An 18,541-nucleotide genomic window follows, 5' to 3' on the forward strand; every position below is an offset into this window, starting at 1 on the left:
TTATGAGCCAACCAATTAAAGATAATATCTGCGAGGAACAGTTATTTGAGCGTATCTATAAAAAACACTCAAAAAACCTGCATGATTTTTTGTACTATAAGTTTGGTGATCACTTAAATCCTAGTGATAAAGTACAAGAAGCTTTTATTAAGCTATGGCAAAATTGTGGTAAGGTAACACCAGATAAAGCCAAAAGTTTTTTATTTACCACTGCAAACAACCTAATGCTTAATGCTGTTGCACATCGTAAAGTAGTTTTAAAATTTGAGAAAATACCTCAAAAAAAATCCACAAATGAAACTCCTGAGTTTGTTTTACAGGAAAAAGAATATCACGAAAAGCTACAAAAAGCACTTGGTAAATTAACAGAAGCACAACGTGTAGCTTTTTTAATGAACAGAGTTGAGGGTAAAAAATTCAAAGAAATCGCAGTGCTTTTAGATATCTCAACCAAGGCTGTAGAAAAACGCATTTATGGTGCGCTAAAAAAGCTTCGAGAAGATATAGATGGATTATAAAATAATTTGTGGGTAGGAAATTTAATAAGTTAACTGTTCTATAACTGAATTGAAATTTATGACAAGAGAAGAACTCATACAAAAATGGCTAGACCATAGCCTTAACTCAGAAGAGCAAAAAGCTTTTGAGCAGTTAGAGGACTATAAAGATTTAATGCAGTTAAACAATGCTTTACACTCTTTTAAGTCTCCAGAGTTCTCTGTTGATAAAAACTACCAAGCATTACGACCTAGTTTAAAGAAAAAGTCTACACAATCTTGGCATAAACCATTACTTAAAGTTGCTGCAGTACTAGCAATATGCTTTAGCGTCTATTATTACACAACTACTTTAGACAGCACATTTAACACTGAAATTGCACAGCAAACCACTATAGATTTACCAGACACCTCTGAAGTTATTCTAAATGCAAATTCTAATTTGGTTTTTAACAAAAGTAGTTGGGACGACCAACGTAACGTAAAACTTAATGGTGAAGCATTTTTTAAAGTTGCTAAGGGAGAGAAATTTAATGTGGTAACAGACAAAGGTATTGTTAGTGTCCTTGGAACTCAATTTAATGTAAAACACCGTGAAAACTACTTTGAAGTAAAATGCTATGAAGGTTTGGTTGGCGTAAAAACAAAAGATAATTACACTGAGTTAACGCCAGGAAATGGACTAAAAATAATTGATGGGAAGTTATTTGCCAATGAAAAAGAAATCACTACGCAACCCAATTGGTTGCGTGGTGAAAGTACTTATGTTAATACTCCCTTTAAACACGTTATTACTGAGTTAGAAAATTATTATGATATAAAAATAGTTGTAGATAAAGCTGATGCTGACCGACTATATACTGGTGGTTTTACACATAAAAATCTAGAATTGGCATTGAAATCTGTAACAATACCATTAAATTTAAGCTATAGTAAGTCCGGAACTTCTATTGTATTAAAGCGTGAATAAACTTATACATCGTATTGTTTTATTTCTACTAATTTTTACCTTCTCTAATCTTGCATTCAGCCAAAAAGAGGAACCACAACAACTCGTTCAAATACTAGAGCGTTTAGAAAAACGCTATGAAGTAAAGTTTTCTTTTGAAACTAAAACTATTCTGAATATTGAGCTTTACCCATTAAAGGAAGAACTTTCATTAGAAGAAGCGTTAAACCAACTCAAATCTATTACCAACCTTAATTTTGAAGTTTTAAGTCGACGTTTTATTGCTATTACACCAAGCGATAAAACAGTGCACACATTAGAAGAAGTCGTCGTTAACAACTATTTATCTAGAGGTATTTCTAAAACCAACAATGGTACCATTACTGTAGACGCCAATGCCTTTGATATTTTACCTGGATTAATAGAACCAGATGTTTTGCAAATAGTACAAAATCTACCTGGTATTGTGAGTGTAGACGAACGTATATCTAACATCAATGTAAGAGGTGGTACCAACGATCAAAACCTTATACTTTACGAAGGTATTCGTATGTACCAATCTGGTCATTTCTTTGGGCTAATTTCAGCATTTAATCCTTATTTGTCAGATGATATTCGTATTTCAAAAAATGGTACAAGTGCACTTTATGGTGATGCTGTTTCTGGTACAATATCCATTAAAAATTTAGATAAAATAGACCAGACCTTTAATGCAGGCTTAGGCAGTAATTTACTTAATTTAGATGGTTATGCAAAAGTACCTTTAAGTAAAAAAACAGAATTACAACTTTCTGCCAGACGCTCTTTTACAGATATATTGGTGTCTCAAACTTACGACGCTTATTTTGACAGAATTTTTAGAGACTCAGAACTTAACATTGCCAACAATGTTAATACACTTTTGGCATTAGACGAGCGCTTTTTATTTTATGATGTCAATGCCAAGTTTCTTTACGATATTAACGACACATCTAAACTTAGAGTAAGTCTATTAAATATCTATAACAATCTCGATTACAACCAAACCTTTGCCAACTCAGATAATAATATTCAAGAAACAAGAAGTGCACTCAACCAAGTAAGCTATGGCGCAAGTGCAACGTACTCTAAAGTTTTTAAAAATGACATACAGGCTTCCGCACAGGTATATTATTCTCATTATGATTTAGATGCTCAAAATAATGATATAACCAATAGTCAATTACTTATACAGGAAAATAAAGTTGAAGATTACGGCTTACGTTTCGATATAAATAAAACAATAGATAATAATGTTGAGGTAAGAGGTGGATATCAATTTAATGAAGTGGGAGTTACTAATTTTGAAGATGTATCTAACCCTGACTTTACACGTTTAGTAAAAGAAATTGTAAGAACACATGCTATTTTTGGTGAAACAGAGCGTTATTCAAAATCCCGAAACACATATATACGGCTAGGTGCTCGTATCAGTTATTTTGAAAAATTAAAAGAACTTGTATTAGAGCCAAGATTTGCTTTTAATCAAAAAATCTCTGATGATATCAGATTAGAAATTTTAGGCGAACTAAAGAGTCAAACTATTTCTCAAGTAATAGATCTACAGCAAGACTTTTTTGGTATCGAAAAACGTCGTTGGCAATTATCTAATCTAGAAAATGTTCCGCTTGTAAAGAGTCAACAAGTTTCCCTTGGATTAAGTTACAACCAAAACAACTTATTGGTTTCGCTTGAAGGGTATTACAAAAATGTTGAAGGTATTACTGCTCAAAACCAAGGGTTTCAAAATCAATTTCAATTTGTAAATGATATAGGTGCGTATACCATTACTGGCTTGGATTTTTTAGTAAATAAACGTTTTAATAATTTTAGTACTTGGATGAGCTATACCTTAAGTAACAACGATTATAAGTTTGATGTTATAAATGAAGGCAGTTCATTTCCTAACAGTGTAGATTTAACACATGTTGCCAACGCATCGTTGACTTATAGCTTAAAAAACCTTAAAATAGGTTTGGGTGTTAATTGGCACTCTGGGAGAGCTTATACAAAGCCATTACAAATACAAGATAACAGCAATTCTTCTATAGAATACCAAAGCCCAAATAGTGCCCGATTAGAAGATTATTTTAGAGCTGATGTATCTGCAATCTATAAATTTCACATTTCAAAAGGCATAAAAGCAGAAGCCGCTGCTGCTGTTTGGAATATGTTTAACCAAGATAATATTATAAATCGTTATTACACCTTAGACACAGACAATACTATTGTTGAAATTGACAATCGCTCATTAAAATTTACACCCAATCTAAGCTTTAGAGTCAGTTTTTGATTAATTATGCTTAATTTACATATTGCATAAAATCTGAACTAATTTTTTCATAAATGCAATTATGATACAGATAAATATAATTACCAAAGACAGAGAGCAAGCAGAGGAAATAACCACGCTTTTATTCGAAGAGAGATTAGTTGTTAACGAGTTTATAATCAACGATATGACTGGCAGGAATCCTAACGAGCGAGGTAATTTAACCAGTGAGAAAGAAGTCCTTATTGTAGGTACTACCAAGGCTCTATTATTTAATGCGATTGACGAATTATTACAGCTAAAGTATGGTGAGCATATGCCTGTAATTTACGCAATACCAATAGTCTACATGAATTCTAAGCAGAGTGATTATTTAAGGCAAAATACCGCAAAAGTTTAATACCCTTAGATAATGACTGAACAAGAATTATATAAACTAAGGTTTCCGATTGGCGAATTTGAAAAACCCAAACAAATTACTAAAAACCATATCAATAGTTGGATTTCTATTATTGAGGATTTTCCTCAAAAAATAGAAAATATTACAAAGAATCTTAGCGAAGAACAACTCAATTATAAATACAGACCTAATGGTTGGACAATTAAACAAGTAGTGCATCATTGTGCTGACAGCCATATAAATAGTATTATTAGATTTAAGCTTGCAATTACTGAAAATACGCCAACTATAAGACCCTATTTTGAAGACAGATTTGCCACACTTATAGATTACTCTCAACCTCTTGATGCTTCACTATTTATTTTAAAAGGTGTACATCACAAGCTTGGTGTACTGTTAAATAATTTTTCTGAAGACGATCTAAAACGAACATTTATCCACCCAGAACATGGCAAACAATTTTCGATTGAAGAAACCATTGGTGTTTATGCGTGGCATAGTAATCATCATTTTGCTCATATAGAGCAAGCTTTAAAATACAATGGATCGTTTAACTAAAAAAAGAGCCTGTCTGAAAGGTACAAGAATCTGTCATTCTGAATTGTCCCACAGAGTGCAGTCGAAGTGTATTTCAGAATCTCAACAAACCGATTTTCAATTTTATATTAGAATCTGAAACGAGTTCAGATTGACAAAATTTTAACTATTTCAAATAGCCTCTAATGTATTGGTATGTCTTTAAGGTCTACCATTTGCAGCACGCTCTGCCTTTTGTTTTTGTTTCTCAATACTTTTTTTAATTTTTTCTATAGCAGACTCAATAGATTTATCTGGTTCTATAAGATTATATTTTCCCCAGAAATCTGGATCTGAAAAACCTGAAATTGCATCTGTAATAATAACAGAAGGTCTTAATTTATCTTTACTTTTTATTCTTCTATCTGTTGAGTTTATTTCCCAATCGGTTACAGCCATCTCACTTGATAACGAATAAACCTTATTAAAAATTTCTCGCTTTTTATTAACCTTGAATTCTAAAAATAAATTAGAATAACTATAATACCACTTACCACCTTTCTCCTTATAGTTAACTTTATAGTTAGCTTCTAATGGATAAACGATAACATTACTAGGCTTCTTTTTAACTAAAAGGTTTTTACTCTTGTTTTTATTACTAAGATCTAATGAGTAATCTGCACTTACAAGAGCCAAGGACTCAACATCTATAAATAACTTGCCATTGTAACTATAGTTTAAAGCATTATTCTTAGGACTAAAATTAACAACATAAACATTTCTGTTATTTATGTTAGACGGATTGTCAAAAGAAAAATTATAACTATTTATGGTAGCATCTGTAAAAATGTATTCAGGGTATTTCATAATGTCCAAATAAATAGTTGAAAACGGGCCACCTTGTAATTTTACGGAAACTGTATCTAGTCGCTTATAATCTGTACTTTTTCTGGCTTTATTTAATTCAATTGCATCTGCAACAGAAGATCTGTTAGGATACTTTAGAATATTAACTACAGCCTCTGTTAGTGATACATTTCTATTACGCCTTTTAATGGTTTCCCTATAAAAAGCAGTCATATAAACTGATTCGTCTTGATGATTTTTGCTTTTGTTTTCAAATACTTTCCTAATTAGGCTTTCGGCATTTTTAAAGGCAGAAATACTTACCTCAGATAACTCAGTAACTGTTCTATACAATTCAATCTTATTGTCCTTAGCAGACAATTCTGATAATGGAATAACCCTAGTACTATAACCCAATAAACTTATAATAACTTTAGAGTCTAAATATTCATTTGAAACTTTTAACACAAATTCACCTTCTGAATTTGTAATCGTTCCAACATTAGTTTCATTGACGTTAAGACTTGCAGCTTCTAGTGCATTATTTGTTTTACCGTCTACCACCTTACCACTAAATTCTGAGAAATTCTCTTGAGCACTTAGGGTAAAAGTCACCAACAAAATAGCTAGGAATGTGTTGGCTAAAGATTTAAAATACCGTGTAGTTTTCATCTGTTAGTTTTTATTGCTTTTTTTATTTGTCAGATGGAATTCGCTATAAAATTTAAGTCTATTTAAAATTTATTATCATTGCTCATTTCATAGCATAGTTCCTTAATTTAACATTATCTAAGATACTAAAAAACGAACATATTACTACACAGCAATCTGTTAAAACTACTGTAAACACTACACTTAGTAAGATATTTCTTAATAAACCTACATACGTTCTGGCACGTCAATACCTAGAACACTAAACGCATTTTTTATAGTTTGCCCTACAGTTTTAGACAACTGTACTCTAAAGACTTTCTCTTCTTCCTTATCAGCACCAAGAATAGATACATTTTGATAGAACGAATTAAAATCTTTGACCAAATCGTAAGTATAATTTGCAACTAAAGCTGGACTATGGTTTTCTGCTGCATTTTGAATAACTTCAGGAAATTGCTCTAGCTGTTTAAGAAGCTCTCTTTCTTTTTCATGAAGTGTCACTTTGGATCCGCTCAGTGTGACATTTTGATCAATATTAGACTTTCTTAAGATAGATTGAATTCTTGCATAAGTGTACTGAATAAAAGGCCCTGTATTTCCTTGAAAATCTATTGATTCTTTAGGGTCGAATAAAATTCGCTTTTTAGGATCTACTTTTAAGATGTAATATTTAAGCGCACCTAAACCAATGGTTTTGTACAGTGCCTTTTTATCAGCTTCAGAATAATCATCTAGCTTTCCTAATTCTTTAGAAATCTCCTCTGCAGTATCTGCCATTTCTTGTATAAGATCGTCTGCATCTACTACAGTACCTTCTCTACTCTTCATTTTACCACTTGGTAAATCTACCATACCATAACTTAGGTGGTATAGATTTTTTGCCCAATCAAAGCCTAGTTTTTTAAGAATTAAAAACAGCACTTTAAAATGATAATCTTGCTCATTTCCAACCGTATAAACCATACCATCAACATCTGGATAATCTTTTATACGCTGAATAGCAGTACCAATATCTTGAGTCATATAAACTGCTGTACCATCTGAACGAAGTACTATTTTTTCATCGAGACCATCTTCGGTTAAATCGCACCAAACAGAGCCATCCTCTTTTTTAAAGAACACACCACTTCTTAAACCTTCAGCAACAAATTCTTTTCCTAAAAGATAGGTTTGGCTTTCATAATAATATTTATCAAAATCTACACCTATAGCTTTATAAGTCTCTTCAAAACCTTCATAGACCCAACCGTTCATTTTTTCCCAAAGTGCCACGACGTCTTTATCTCCTGCTTCCCATTGTCTTAGCATTTCTTGAGCCTCTAAAAGAATCGGTGCATTTTTTTTGGCATCTTCATCGTTTTGTCCTTGTGCCACCAATTCTGCAATTTCTGCTTTGTAGGCTTTATCAAATTCAACATAGTAATTCCCAACAAGTTTATCACCTTTTAATCCAGTAGATTCAGGTGTTTCTCCATTGCCAAAACGTTGCCAAGCTAACATACTTTTACAAATATGAATGCCTCTATCATTGATGATTTGCGTTTTATAAACTTTCTTTCCAGAAGCTTTTAAAATCTCAGAAACCGAGTAGCCCAAAAGCACATTTCTAACATGTCCTAAATGCAATGGCTTGTTGGTATTAGGTGAAGAGTACTCAACCATTACAGCTTTATCGTCTTTAAGACTCGCAAAACCATAGTTTTTTTGATCTTTTATGGTGTTGAAGAAATCTATATAATACGAATCATCAATTTCTATGTTCAAAAAGCCTTTTACAACATTAAACCCTTTAACCAGAGTAACATTATCCTGAAGATATTGCCCTATCTGCTCGCCAATAACCACAGGATTTCCTTTTACCACGCGTAACATAGGAAAAACAACAACAGTGATGTCGCCGGCAAACTCTTTGCGAGTGGCCTGAAATTCAACAGATTCTAAATCTGCCTGAAATAATTCCTTTACAGCTGCTTTTACGTGTAATTCTAAAGTATCCTGAAGCTTCATATTAATTTTAATTTAGGCTTTTAAAACGCCTGCAAAGATAGCAGTTTTATTATTCTATTAAGACAACAGCGCATCATTATTCCCTATTTTTAAAGACATACAAAAACATCAATTAAAAATGGAACGAAAATCGCGCCTCCTAAGAGGCATTCCTGTTTTAGCTTCTTTAAACATCAAAAAGACTGTAGAGTTCTATAAAACTAAACTCGGTTTTAATAAAATTGGTTATCTAGACGACAATTATGCAGTAATTGCACGCGACAATTTTGTGGTTCATTTTTGGAAATGTAATGACAAAATTCACCCAGAAAACACAAGTTGTTATGTAGATGTAGAGGATATCGACGCGCTCTACGAAGAATTAAAAACTTTTGGTGTTATTCACCCAAACGGCACCTTAAAAAATCATCCTTATGGAATGCGAGAATTTGCAATTTTAGATCGCGACGGAAATATGATTAAATTTGGTCAGGAAATTTCATGAAAATAGTTTTTAAACTTAATAAGTTATAAATACACATTTAAGAAAATCAGAATGAAAAAGTATTGGATTATTAGCCTAATCATTTTAGCATCTTGTTCTAGTGATGATGACTCAAATGGAGAAACTACAAATCAATTTTACAGAGGCATGGATTTATCTTTTCAAAGCGAGCTGGAAAACTACAATGTAGATTATAAAGATGAAGATGGCAACTCAGTTGAGTTATTAGATTTTGTAAGATCTAAAGGTACCAACTTAGTACGTTTAAAACTATGGCACACACCACAAGATGGGCAAAACGGACTTGAAGACGTAAAGGCTTATGCACAAAAGATTAAAGCCCAAAACATTGACTTTTTGCTCAATTTTCATTACAGCGATTATTGGGCAGATCCTGGTACACAAACTCCGCCAGCTGCTTGGCAAAATTTGAATATTGACCAATTAAAAGTGGCAATCTATAATTATACAAAAGATGTTGTACAACAGTTAAAATCTCAAAATACATTACCAGACATTGTACAAATTGGCAATGAAACTGACAGTGGATTTTTATGGGATTTTGGCAGAGTTTGGGGTAGTTTTAACAATAATTGGGGAAATTATACAGACTTAGTATCTGAAGCTATACGCGCCGTAAGAGATGTTGATACCGAAGGTAAAACAAGAATAATGCTGCACCACTCTAGCGTAGAAAATGCTATTTTCTTTTTTAATGAACTAGTGCCCTATAACATTGATTTTGATATCATTGGTTTATCCTATTATCCTCAATTTCAAATCAAAGATTTAGATCTTGTTGCTTCAAAATTAAATGAACTCGCCAACAATTTCAGCAAAGATATTTTAATGGTAGAAGTAGCCTATCCCTTTACTTTACTGTGGAATGATAACCAAACAAATTATATCGGTAGCTTAGACCAAACATTAGTTGAATTTTCACCTACTCCACAAGGACAAAAAGCATACTTTGAATGGTTGATACAAACCATAAAAAACATACCTAACGACCATGGGATTGGTTTTTGTTATTGGGCACCAGATTGGGTAGCATTTGATGGCAACGAAGCAACCTCAACAAATGGCACATCCTGGGAAAATCAATGTCTTTTTGATTTCGAGCTAAAGGCATTACCAGCGCTAGAAACATATAGTACTAATTAACTAAATATCAATACATTATAACTTATGTGCATTTTATCGATAAAATGGTCGTTTTCCTATGATATTTGCCGTTAATCGATACATCATTTTTTTTATGAATTTCATCTGTCATTTCATCTAATTTATTAGCATTAAATCCCAATAATTAGCGTATTTAAGTGCATTATGGCATTTTTGGTAGGCTATTAACAAATGTCCCAAACATTAAATGAGGCTTTATAATCGAACATTAACCGCGTTGTTATTGTTTAGTGTTGACTTACTTTTTACACCTCACTATAAAAGTTACGTAAACCAAAACATAACACTTCGTCTATCAACCGCTAAATGATGAAGCAGTTAATGACATTAACTGTTTGTCTGCTAACTTTCATTGGCTTTTCTCAAAATGAAAGAATAGACGACCTTACGGTAAAATTGGCATACCAAGAAGCTGATTCTACAAAGGTCGACCTCTCGTTAATGCTTATAGATGAACTATATGCTGTTAAAGATTTTGATAAAGCTTTGCTCTATGTAAATCAGACTGCAAAACTTTCAGAAAAATTAAATTACACCAAAGGACTTGCGGAAAGCACATACTACAGAGCGCTAATTTACACCCAACGCAATGACTACTTTAATGCAATTGATAACTACGACAAATCCAGAAAGTACTATCTACAAATTAGCGACACGCTTGGCATAGCAAAAGTGAGTAATAGTATTGGACTCATTGAAATAAAGCGAGGAAACTATTCGGTTGGACTTCAAAACTCGCTTTCGGCAATTGACATTTTTGAAAAACAAAATCTTTTTGATGAACTCAGTACGGCTTATAACAATTTGGCAGAAGCATACTTTAAAACCAACCAGATTGACAAGGCTATAGACTTTAACTTTAAGGCGCTTGATGTTAGAAAAAAGATAGATGATCGTACTGGTATTATCATCTCTACAAAAAACATTGCAAACCTTTACTCACTAAGAAAAGAGCATCGTAAGTCTATTGAATACTACGAAAAGGTCTTAGAAATGCTAAACCCTACCAAAGACCAAAACTTACGTGGTGAGATACTACCAAAACTTGGTAGTGAATATTTAGAATTTAAAGAATATGATAAAGCTTCAGAATATTTAGTTGAAGGATTAAAATATAACCGCAAACAAAATAACGATGAAGGTATTTTACTAGCACTTAATGCCATTGGCAATCTAAACCTTCAAAAACGTAAAGTTAAGTTAGCAGAAATTCAACTTAATGAAGCTTACAGCATTGCTCAAAAAATTAACAATAAACCAGCACTTTTAGAAAATTACAAGCTTCATATTGCCTTAGACTCTACTCGAGGTTATTTTCAGAATGCCTTTTTCTGGCAAAACAAATATTACGATTTAAAGGATGAATTATCAAAAATAGATCAACCTGTTTTTCCTGTTGATACTGAACCTCTGGATCTCATTAACGCTAACCCAATCGAAGAAGAAATAGATAATTTTGAAGGAGAAGAAAACAATAATAAAACCATAAAAACATGGTTAAATAATCCTATAGTTGTGTATGGTGCGCTTGCCGCTACTGCTGTTCTGCTTACGTTATTATTACTTAATTACTTAAAAAATAAAAAGTACAGAGAAACCATTGTTGAACAGAGAGAAAAACTAAAACAAGAGCAAATACGAAGTGAAGCTATATTAGAGCAAACCCATCATCTCGAAGAGGTTAACCAAGTTAAAGACAAATTATTCTCAATAGTCTCGCACGATTTAAAAGATTCCATTTCATCCATAAAAGCTTTTTTAGACTTATTGAAAGAAGACAGTATATCTAAAGAAGAATTTAGAGAGTTAATACCAGAGCTGAGTGAAAATGCAAATAATGCGTCTTCACTATTGTTTAATTTACTAAACTGGTCTAAATCTCAAATGCAGAATTTAGAGCCAAATCCAGAACTATTTAATATTCAGGAAGTATTTCATACAAAAATGGCATTGGTAGAACAAAAGGTTGAAGATAAACGCATAGTTCTAATTGATGAGTCTCAACGCGACTTTGTTTATGCCGACAGAAGCATGGTGGAAATTGTAATTCAAAATTTAATTACTAATGCTGTAAAATTCAGTAGAACTGGCGATGTTATTACGGTATCTAATCAAGATGTAAATGGTAAAGCTTTAATTTGTGTTGAAGATACTGGTGTCGGTATTTCTGAAGAAAACATTAATAAACTTTTTAATGCCAATAAAAACTTTACTACTATTGGGACTAAAAATGAAAAAGGAACAGGTCTTGGTTTAACTATTGCTAAAGACTTAGTAGAATTAAATAATGGACGCATTTGGGTGGAAAGCACACTAAATGTTGGTAGTAAATTCTTTATAGAGCTTCCTAAGACTGCACCAAAAGCTTAACTTATTTTATATATTTGAGCTTTAATCATATACTTACATGAAACGTTTTCTCCCAATACTTTTAGTTTTTTTTATAGTTCTTAATTGTAAAAACAGAGATAAATCAAAATCAGATACAAAAGTCAAAGAAGACACAGAACTTGAGGAACTCTTCGCTTTAATGCAAGGTTCTTTTAATTCCGAAATACAATCTCAAGTAGACTCTACGTATTACAATATTTCATTACACATGTATCCTATTTGGGAAGACAAGGGAAATTATCTTTATGTTGAACAAGCCTTAAACAGTAGGCAGAACAAACCTTACAGACAACGTATTTATGAGGTAAAGCGTTTAACAGATAGCACATTTAGTTCTGCTGTATACAACCTTAACATAGACTCGCTTTGGATTGGCAAATGGAAAAACCCAAAAGTTTTCGACTCTATTTCACTCAACGAGATCGCACTTAAAGAAAGTTGTGAGGTAATCTTAAAACGAATTTCTAAAAACCATTACATGGGAAAAACAGGAGATACTACTTGTGTTAGCACCATGCGAGGGGCTTCTTTTGCCAGAAGCGAAGTTGAGATACTTGAAGACAAAATATTATCTTGGGATAGAGGTTTTGACAATGATGGCAACTACGTTTGGGGAGCTGAAAAAGGACCTTATATCTTTAATAAACTAGATTAGCTGCTATAGTAGTAACCAACAAACAAGTAGTTTATACTAAACATGCTTTGGCAAAAACACCTCTGCCATCATACAACGCGCACTACCACCACCACATGTTTCTATGGTTTCTAAAGAACTTGAAATTATAGGACAGTGCTTTTCAATTTTATTAATCTGATCATTAGTTAAGCTATTATGTGCAGCTTTACTCATAATTAAATAACGCTGATTATCCTTCCCTCTAAGCTGTAACATATTACCAGCAAACTGGTGCATTTGCGCTTCCGAAATTGATATAATTTCTTTATCATCTTCTTTTAGATGCTTAATTATATTTTTGCGCTCTTTTTTGTCATCAATTGTTTCTAAACAAATCACTGCGAAAGTTTCTGCCAAACACATCATTACATTGGTATGATAGATTGGTAAACGCTTTCCTTCTACGGTTTGATTGGCTACAAAAACTATTGGTGTATATTCAAAATCTTCGCAAAACTCAATAAACAAATCTTCGTCAGCTCTAGGTGATAATGCACAGTAAGCCTTTCTATTAACACGGTCTAAAATAAGACTACCTGTGCCTTCTAAAAATACACCTTCATCTTCAGCAGCAGTATAGTCTACAATATTTTCAATTTTAAAACCCTCATTTTCTAGCCTAATAAATACTTCATCTCGTCTTTCTTTACGTCTATTTTCTGCAAACATTGGATACAAAGCTATGTCACCATTACTATGAAAGCTCACCCAATTATTTGGAAAAATAGAGTCTGGCGTATCCATTAACTCATCATCACTTTCTACAACAACATTAATACCAACTGCCTTTAATTTTTCGACAAAAGCATCAAACTCTTCTTGAGCTTTAGCATTGATTTCTGCATTTTTTAAATCAATATCCTCTTGAAAATAATTGTTAACAGCAGTCTGCTCATTCATCCTAAAATTCACAGGACGAATCATTAAAATAGTGTCTGTAGTTTGTTGCATTATCCAGTTTTTAAAAGTGATGCAAAATTAGTCTTTTTTCTATTTTGAAATTTATGATGTTAACATTTTTTAGATTAAAAATCTGTAAGTTTGAAAGCCCATAATGGGCACTTGGCATACAATGCGATTTATCAACTATATAATTAAATTACTGAACCAAAAGCTCTTGAAAATTTTCAACTATATGAAAAAACTTATACTTCTTCTGTTATTTCTTGTATCATGCACCGAAAAAAGTAACCACACTGAAACTATAGATTTTACAACAGTTTTTGAAAAAAGTAATGGAACCGAAACAGCAACATACCAAGAGACTATTCAGTTTTATTCAGATTTAGCAGATAATTACAGAGAAATTTCAATCCGAGAAATGGGTGAGACAGATTCTGGTGAACCTCTACATATTGTAATTTACAATCCAACGCAAGTTCATAATGATTTTAGACTATTAAGAGATAAAAATAGAATCATGTTAATTAACAATGGAATTCACCCAGGCGAATCTGATGGCATAGATGCTACTATGATGCTTTATAGAGATATCGTACAAGGTAAAGTTAAAGCTCCTAAGCACACCATTTTAGTTACAATTCCTATTTACAATATTGGTGGAAGCCTTAATAGAAATTCTGGCACACGCACCAACCAAAATGGACCTAAAGAATATGGCTTTAGAGGTAACGCACGCAACTACGATTTAAACAGAGATTTTATAAAATGTGATACCAAAAATGCTAAGGCTTTTGCGGAAATATTTCATACAGTACAGCCAGATGTATTCATAGATAACCATGTAAGCAACGGTGCAGATTACCAATACACACTAACGCATTTATTTACCCAACATAATAAATTAGGTGGTAATTTGGGAGCTTATCTTCACTTGGAAATGATGCCAAAACTAGAGCAAAAATTGGCTCAAAAAGAGTGGGACATCACTCCATATGTCAATGTTTTTAATCGTACACCTGAGTCTGGTTTTTCTCAATTTTTGGACTCACCACGTTATTCCACAGGTTACACCACTTTATTTAACACCCTTGGTATGATGGTCGAAACACATATGCTTAAACCATATAAACAACGTGTTGAAGGCACATACGAACTAATGAAAAGCATGATGGAGATTACAGAAGAAGATGCTGAAAAAATAAAAGACTTACGCAGTGCTCATCAAAACAATTGGAAACCAGGTAAAGAATACCCAATTGTATGGACAATCGATACGACACAATCTACAACGCTTCAGTTTAAAGGTTACGAAGGTAAAATGATAGAGAGTGATCTAACAGGTGCTCAGCGATTAAAATACGACAAGTCTAAACCGTTTACAAAGCCTGTGGAATACCAAAATTTCTTTGTACCAACAAGCAAGGTTACTATACCTAAGGCTTATATAATTCCTCAAGGCTGGCATAACGTAGTAGAATTATTAAAGTTGAATAAAGTAGATTTAAAACCTTTTGAAAAAGATACCACTTTAACTGTAGAATCTTATAAAATTGAGGATTACAAAACCAGAACATCTCCATACGAAGGACATTACCCACACTACAATACTAAAGTAAAAACAACAAAAGAAAACTTAACTTTTAAAGAAGGAGATTATTTGGTAAAAACAGACCAAAAAGCCTTACGTTACCTCATTGAAACCCTAGAACCAACAGCACCAGATTCGTTTTTTAATTGGAATTTCTTTGATACCATATTACAGCAAAAAGAAGGTTTTTCACCTTATGTTTGGGAAGACAGAGCAAAACAGGTGCTTAGGGAAAACCCAACCTTACAAATAGAGTACAATGTTAAAATAAGTTACGATGAGGAGTTTGCAAATAACTGGTTTGCCCAATTAGATTGGCTTCATAAAAAAAGTAAACACTACGAAAAAACGCATTTACAGTATCCTATTTATAGACTAGATTAAAAAACTAAAAAGCCACCATTTACTGGTGGCTTTAAAGGCTCATTTCCCGTAATTTTAATGCTATTAATTTACATGAACCTTGGTCGTGAAGTTTCTAAATTCTGAGTTAAGTTGAACAATGTATGTCCCAATACTTAGATTACTCATTTCAATCTGGTGTTTGTCAGATGATAATGTAGTGATTACTCCACGTTTTAAAAGTCGTCCTTGCATATCAACAATAGTATAGTTAACGATTTCATCTTGCAATAAAAGTGTGTTGATATTTAATGTTGTTCTTACCGGGTTTGGATATACTGTAGTTTTAGTATACTCGGCAAGCATGGCATCTTCAAAACTTTGATAGCTATCATAATCATTTAAAAAAGCATTTACAGCGTCAACCTCTATATTTCTACCATATCCAAAGTAATAATTGAAGAAATTACAAAACCAACCTGGAAGAACTAAACTAACTGGTGCCTTAACTTCTAACGATGCACATATATCACCACCACTTTGTTGTAATAAAGGTAAAATATCAAATGCGGTAGTGGCACCAAATTCAACAATACTTAAATCTAAGGTACTCGGATCATAAACTAAGCTGTGAATTCTATAAAATCCAACTTGAGATATATCAAATTGAGGTGTGTTTGAAACGTTTAAAATTGTTAGATTGAATGCATTTGTAAGAACATAAAGCTGAGAATAACCTTCTGGAATTATTGGTGCTTCATTCACATCTGCATAAATAGTAGCAACACCTTTTTCAAGACATTGTATTGGTTGTTCTGAATACAAAGTTCCTGCAAAAGCAATACATTCTTCAGAGCCTTCGATCACATGAATCGGTGCACCTGCAACATCCAAGGATGCACACAAATCACCACCACCTTGCACTAACAGACCGTTAACATCAAAGCCTGTGGTAACTCCCGGTACAACAACACTTAAATCCAAACCTGTTGGATATACCAAGGTATGGATCGTGTAATCCCCTGCCTCATTTACCATGAACTCTGGCGTACCGCCTACCTGCTCGATTACCAAGTCTTCTCCTCTGGTCAGTACAAATAAAGTACTGTAACCAGCCGGCACATTGGCATCACCATTTGGTGTTGCAGAGATCATCGCTTCACCGCCTGATAACTCAACGCTGTTATTATTTGCGGTCAAGGTTCCTGCATCTGGATTTGTTATATGTACTGGTGCTCCAGCTACGTCTAAGGACGCACACAACTCACCGCCTCCCTGTATCAATAAACCATTGACATCAAAGCCCGTGGTAACGTTCGGTACTACTCCACTCAAATCCAAACCTGTCGGATATACGAACGTGTGGATGGTATAATCTCCTCCTCCTGAAACCGTAAACTCCGGTGTACCGCCTACTTGACGAATCACTAATCCTTCACCCTCTGTCAGTACATATAATACACTATAGCCTTCAGGTACGAATGCATCACCGTTCGCGTGTGCGGAAATCATCACCTCGCCTGTACTACAAACCGAACTATCAGTAGCGGTAAGCGTGCCTGCATCTGCTAGGCATGGCTCTTCTCCTACATGAATCGGTGCACCTGCTACATCCAAGGATGCACATAAATCACCACCACCTTGTACTAACAGACCGTTAACATCAAAGCCTGTGGTAACTCCAGGAACAACAACACTCAAATCCAAACCTGTTGGATATACCAAGGTATGGATCGTGTAATCTCCTGCCTCATTTACCGTAAACTCTGGCGTACCGCCTACCTGTTCAATTATCAAGTCCTCTCCTCTAGTCAGTACAAATAAAGTACTGTAACCAGCTGGCTCATTGGCATCACCATTTGGTGTTGCTGAGATCATGGCTTCACCACCTGATAATTCAACACTGTCATTATTTGCAGTCAAAGTTCCTGCATCTGGATTTGTTATATGCACTGGTGCTCCAGCTACATCTAAGGATGCGCATAACTCTCCGCCTCCTTGTATTAATAAACCATTAACATCAAAGCCTGTGGTAACATTCGGCACTACTCCGCTCAAATCCAAACCTGTAGGATATACAAACGTATGGATAGTATAATCTCCACCTCCTGAAACCGTGAATTCTGGTGTACCGCCTACTTGACGAATCACTAATCCTTCACCCTCTGTCAGTACGTATAATACACTATAGCCTTCAGGCACGAATGCGTCACCGTTCGCATGAGCGGAAATCATCACCTCACCTGTACTACAAACCGAACTATCAGTAGCGGTAAGCGTACCTGCATCTGCTAAACATTGCTCTTCTCCATCATTAATTGATATGGTAATCGTTTCTCTATCACAAATCCAGCCTCTTCCACCATTAAAATTATAAAGTGACGCTGTTATTCTAAATGTACCATTACCTAAATCCCATGAATTTCCTCCATTAGGATATGTGTAAGGTAGATAATTCTCAATAATCTGATATATCTCACCAGTTTCGAGATTTTTAACTTTATACCGCAAACTTTGTGAGTAGCCTTCTACATGAGCATTGACGTAAAAGTTTTCCGGAAGTTGGGAAGCTTCATAAGTATCATTATTACTTATTTGGATTGACTCTTGACCATTAGTAAATTCAAACCCTTCAATGTGCCCACACCATCGGGATTGAGTTTGGGAGAAAGCGGTCATTAAAAAACTAAAGAATAAAACAAATAGGTTGATTTTCAGATTTGGGGATCCGAAGAGTAGTTTGTTTTTCATTGCTTTTGTTTAATTATTTTTACTTAAAGTTAAACAAAACAGTTGTTGTAATGATTTAGTCT

At 33.7% G+C, this 18,541-nt stretch carries 14 protein-coding genes; 10 read left to right on the forward strand and 4 right to left on the reverse strand.

Features of this window, described 5'->3' with window-relative positions; all coding sequences use genetic code 11:
• Window positions 1-2 precede the first annotated feature (2 nt).
• From FC091_RS13420 to FC091_RS13440, 5 genes are all read left to right on the forward strand, one after another.
• Complete coding sequence (locus FC091_RS13420; protein WP_138434781.1) at window positions 3-518, forward strand: RNA polymerase sigma factor; 516 nt, start codon at window positions 3-5, stop codon at window positions 516-518.
• A gap of 58 nt (window positions 519-576) precedes the next feature.
• A complete protein-coding gene (locus FC091_RS13425) occupies window positions 577-1,467 on the forward strand; it encodes a FecR family protein (protein ID WP_138434782.1) in 891 nt (296 codons plus the stop codon).
• Window positions 1,460-3,757, forward strand: coding sequence for a TonB-dependent receptor domain-containing protein (locus tag FC091_RS13430; RefSeq protein WP_138434783.1), 2,298 nt, complete (start codon window positions 1,460-1,462; stop codon window positions 3,755-3,757). Before FC091_RS13425 ends, FC091_RS13430 begins: the two co-directional genes overlap by 8 nt.
• A gap of 61 nt (window positions 3,758-3,818) precedes the next feature.
• Window positions 3,819-4,136 (forward strand): divalent cation tolerance protein CutA, encoded by a 318-nt coding sequence (cutA, locus tag FC091_RS13435; RefSeq protein WP_138434784.1) that lies wholly within the window; start codon window positions 3,819-3,821, stop codon window positions 4,134-4,136.
• Window positions 4,137-4,148: 12 nt separating this feature from the next.
• The gene (locus FC091_RS13440; RefSeq protein ID WP_138434785.1) at window positions 4,149-4,694 is read left to right on the forward strand and encodes a YfiT family bacillithiol transferase; all 546 of its coding nucleotides are present in this window, start codon (window positions 4,149-4,151) and stop codon (window positions 4,692-4,694) included.
• A 180-nt stretch (window positions 4,695-4,874) separates the two neighbouring features.
• Here the strand turns inward: FC091_RS13440 and FC091_RS13445 are convergent, their stop codons facing one another.
• Both FC091_RS13445 and argS read right to left on the reverse strand, forming a co-directional pair.
• Entirely contained in the window at window positions 4,875-6,170 is a 1,296-nt protein-coding gene (locus FC091_RS13445; protein WP_138434786.1) for a carboxypeptidase-like regulatory domain-containing protein, read from the reverse strand.
• 207 nt (window positions 6,171-6,377) lie between these two features.
• Window positions 6,378-8,159, reverse strand: coding sequence for an arginine--tRNA ligase (gene argS / locus FC091_RS13450; RefSeq protein ID WP_138434787.1), 1,782 nt, complete (start codon window positions 8,157-8,159; stop codon window positions 6,378-6,380).
• 118 nt (window positions 8,160-8,277) lie between these two features.
• Between argS and FC091_RS13455 the strand changes: the two genes are divergently transcribed.
• From FC091_RS13455 to FC091_RS13470, 4 genes are all read left to right on the forward strand, one after another.
• A complete protein-coding gene (locus FC091_RS13455) occupies window positions 8,278-8,643 on the forward strand; it encodes a bleomycin resistance protein (RefSeq protein ID WP_138434788.1) in 366 nt (121 codons plus the stop codon).
• 51 nt (window positions 8,644-8,694) lie between these two features.
• Entirely contained in the window at window positions 8,695-9,807 is a 1,113-nt protein-coding gene (locus tag FC091_RS13460; RefSeq protein WP_138434789.1) for a glycoside hydrolase family 53 protein, read from the forward strand.
• A gap of 330 nt (window positions 9,808-10,137) precedes the next feature.
• On the forward strand, window positions 10,138-12,198 hold the full coding sequence (locus FC091_RS13465; RefSeq protein ID WP_138434790.1) for a tetratricopeptide repeat-containing sensor histidine kinase: 2,061 nt from the start codon (window positions 10,138-10,140) through the stop codon (window positions 12,196-12,198).
• 37 nt (window positions 12,199-12,235) lie between these two features.
• The gene (locus FC091_RS13470) at window positions 12,236-12,874 is read left to right on the forward strand and encodes a chromophore lyase CpcT/CpeT (protein ID WP_138434791.1); all 639 of its coding nucleotides are present in this window, start codon (window positions 12,236-12,238) and stop codon (window positions 12,872-12,874) included.
• Window positions 12,875-12,910: 36 nt separating this feature from the next.
• Here FC091_RS13470 and ctlX read toward each other — a convergent pair whose 3' ends face one another.
• Window positions 12,911-13,846, reverse strand: a complete 936-nt coding sequence (gene ctlX / locus FC091_RS13475) for a citrulline utilization hydrolase CtlX (protein ID WP_138434792.1) — start codon at window positions 13,844-13,846, stop codon at window positions 12,911-12,913.
• Between the two features lie 184 nt (window positions 13,847-14,030).
• On the opposite strand from ctlX, the gene FC091_RS13480 reads away from it, so the two are divergent.
• Window positions 14,031-15,770, forward strand: a complete 1,740-nt coding sequence (locus FC091_RS13480) for a M14 family metallopeptidase (protein WP_138434793.1) — start codon at window positions 14,031-14,033, stop codon at window positions 15,768-15,770.
• 63 nt (window positions 15,771-15,833) lie between these two features.
• On the opposite strand, the gene FC091_RS13485 is transcribed toward FC091_RS13480, so the two are convergent.
• Complete coding sequence (locus FC091_RS13485) at window positions 15,834-18,479, reverse strand: T9SS type A sorting domain-containing protein (RefSeq protein WP_138434794.1); 2,646 nt, start codon at window positions 18,477-18,479, stop codon at window positions 15,834-15,836.
• Between the last annotated feature and the right edge of the window lie 62 nt (window positions 18,480-18,541).

Origin of the sequence: Winogradskyella algicola (genome assembly GCF_005869935.1) — a bacterium.
Lineage (GTDB): Bacteria > Bacteroidota > Bacteroidia > Flavobacteriales > Flavobacteriaceae > Winogradskyella > Winogradskyella algicola.

Excerpts from the sequence above, each read along its gene's own strand:
- FC091_RS13420 (WP_138434781.1), top strand. The coding sequence starts at position 3 with ATGAGCCAACCAATTAAAGATAATATCTGCGAGGAACAGTTATTTGAG.
- FC091_RS13425 (WP_138434782.1), top strand. The coding sequence starts at position 577 with ATGACAAGAGAAGAACTCATACAAAAATGGCTAGACCATAGCCTTAAC.
- cutA (WP_138434784.1), top strand. The coding sequence starts at position 3,819 with ATGATACAGATAAATATAATTACCAAAGACAGAGAGCAAGCAGAGGAA.
- FC091_RS13440 (WP_138434785.1), top strand. The coding sequence starts at position 4,149 with ATGACTGAACAAGAATTATATAAACTAAGGTTTCCGATTGGCGAATTT.
- FC091_RS13445 (WP_138434786.1), bottom strand. The coding sequence starts at position 6,170 with ATGAAAACTACACGGTATTTTAAATCTTTAGCCAACACATTCCTAGCT.
- argS (WP_138434787.1), bottom strand. The coding sequence starts at position 8,159 with ATGAAGCTTCAGGATACTTTAGAATTACACGTAAAAGCAGCTGTAAAG.
- FC091_RS13455 (WP_138434788.1), top strand. The coding sequence starts at position 8,278 with ATGGAACGAAAATCGCGCCTCCTAAGAGGCATTCCTGTTTTAGCTTCT.
- FC091_RS13460 (WP_138434789.1), top strand. The coding sequence starts at position 8,695 with ATGAAAAAGTATTGGATTATTAGCCTAATCATTTTAGCATCTTGTTCT.
- FC091_RS13465 (WP_138434790.1), top strand. The coding sequence starts at position 10,138 with ATGAAGCAGTTAATGACATTAACTGTTTGTCTGCTAACTTTCATTGGC.
- FC091_RS13470 (WP_138434791.1), top strand. The coding sequence starts at position 12,236 with ATGAAACGTTTTCTCCCAATACTTTTAGTTTTTTTTATAGTTCTTAAT.
- ctlX (WP_138434792.1), bottom strand. The coding sequence starts at position 13,846 with ATGCAACAAACTACAGACACTATTTTAATGATTCGTCCTGTGAATTTT.
- FC091_RS13480 (WP_138434793.1), top strand. The coding sequence starts at position 14,031 with ATGAAAAAACTTATACTTCTTCTGTTATTTCTTGTATCATGCACCGAA.
- FC091_RS13485 (WP_138434794.1), bottom strand. The coding sequence starts at position 18,479 with ATGAAAAACAAACTACTCTTCGGATCCCCAAATCTGAAAATCAACCTA.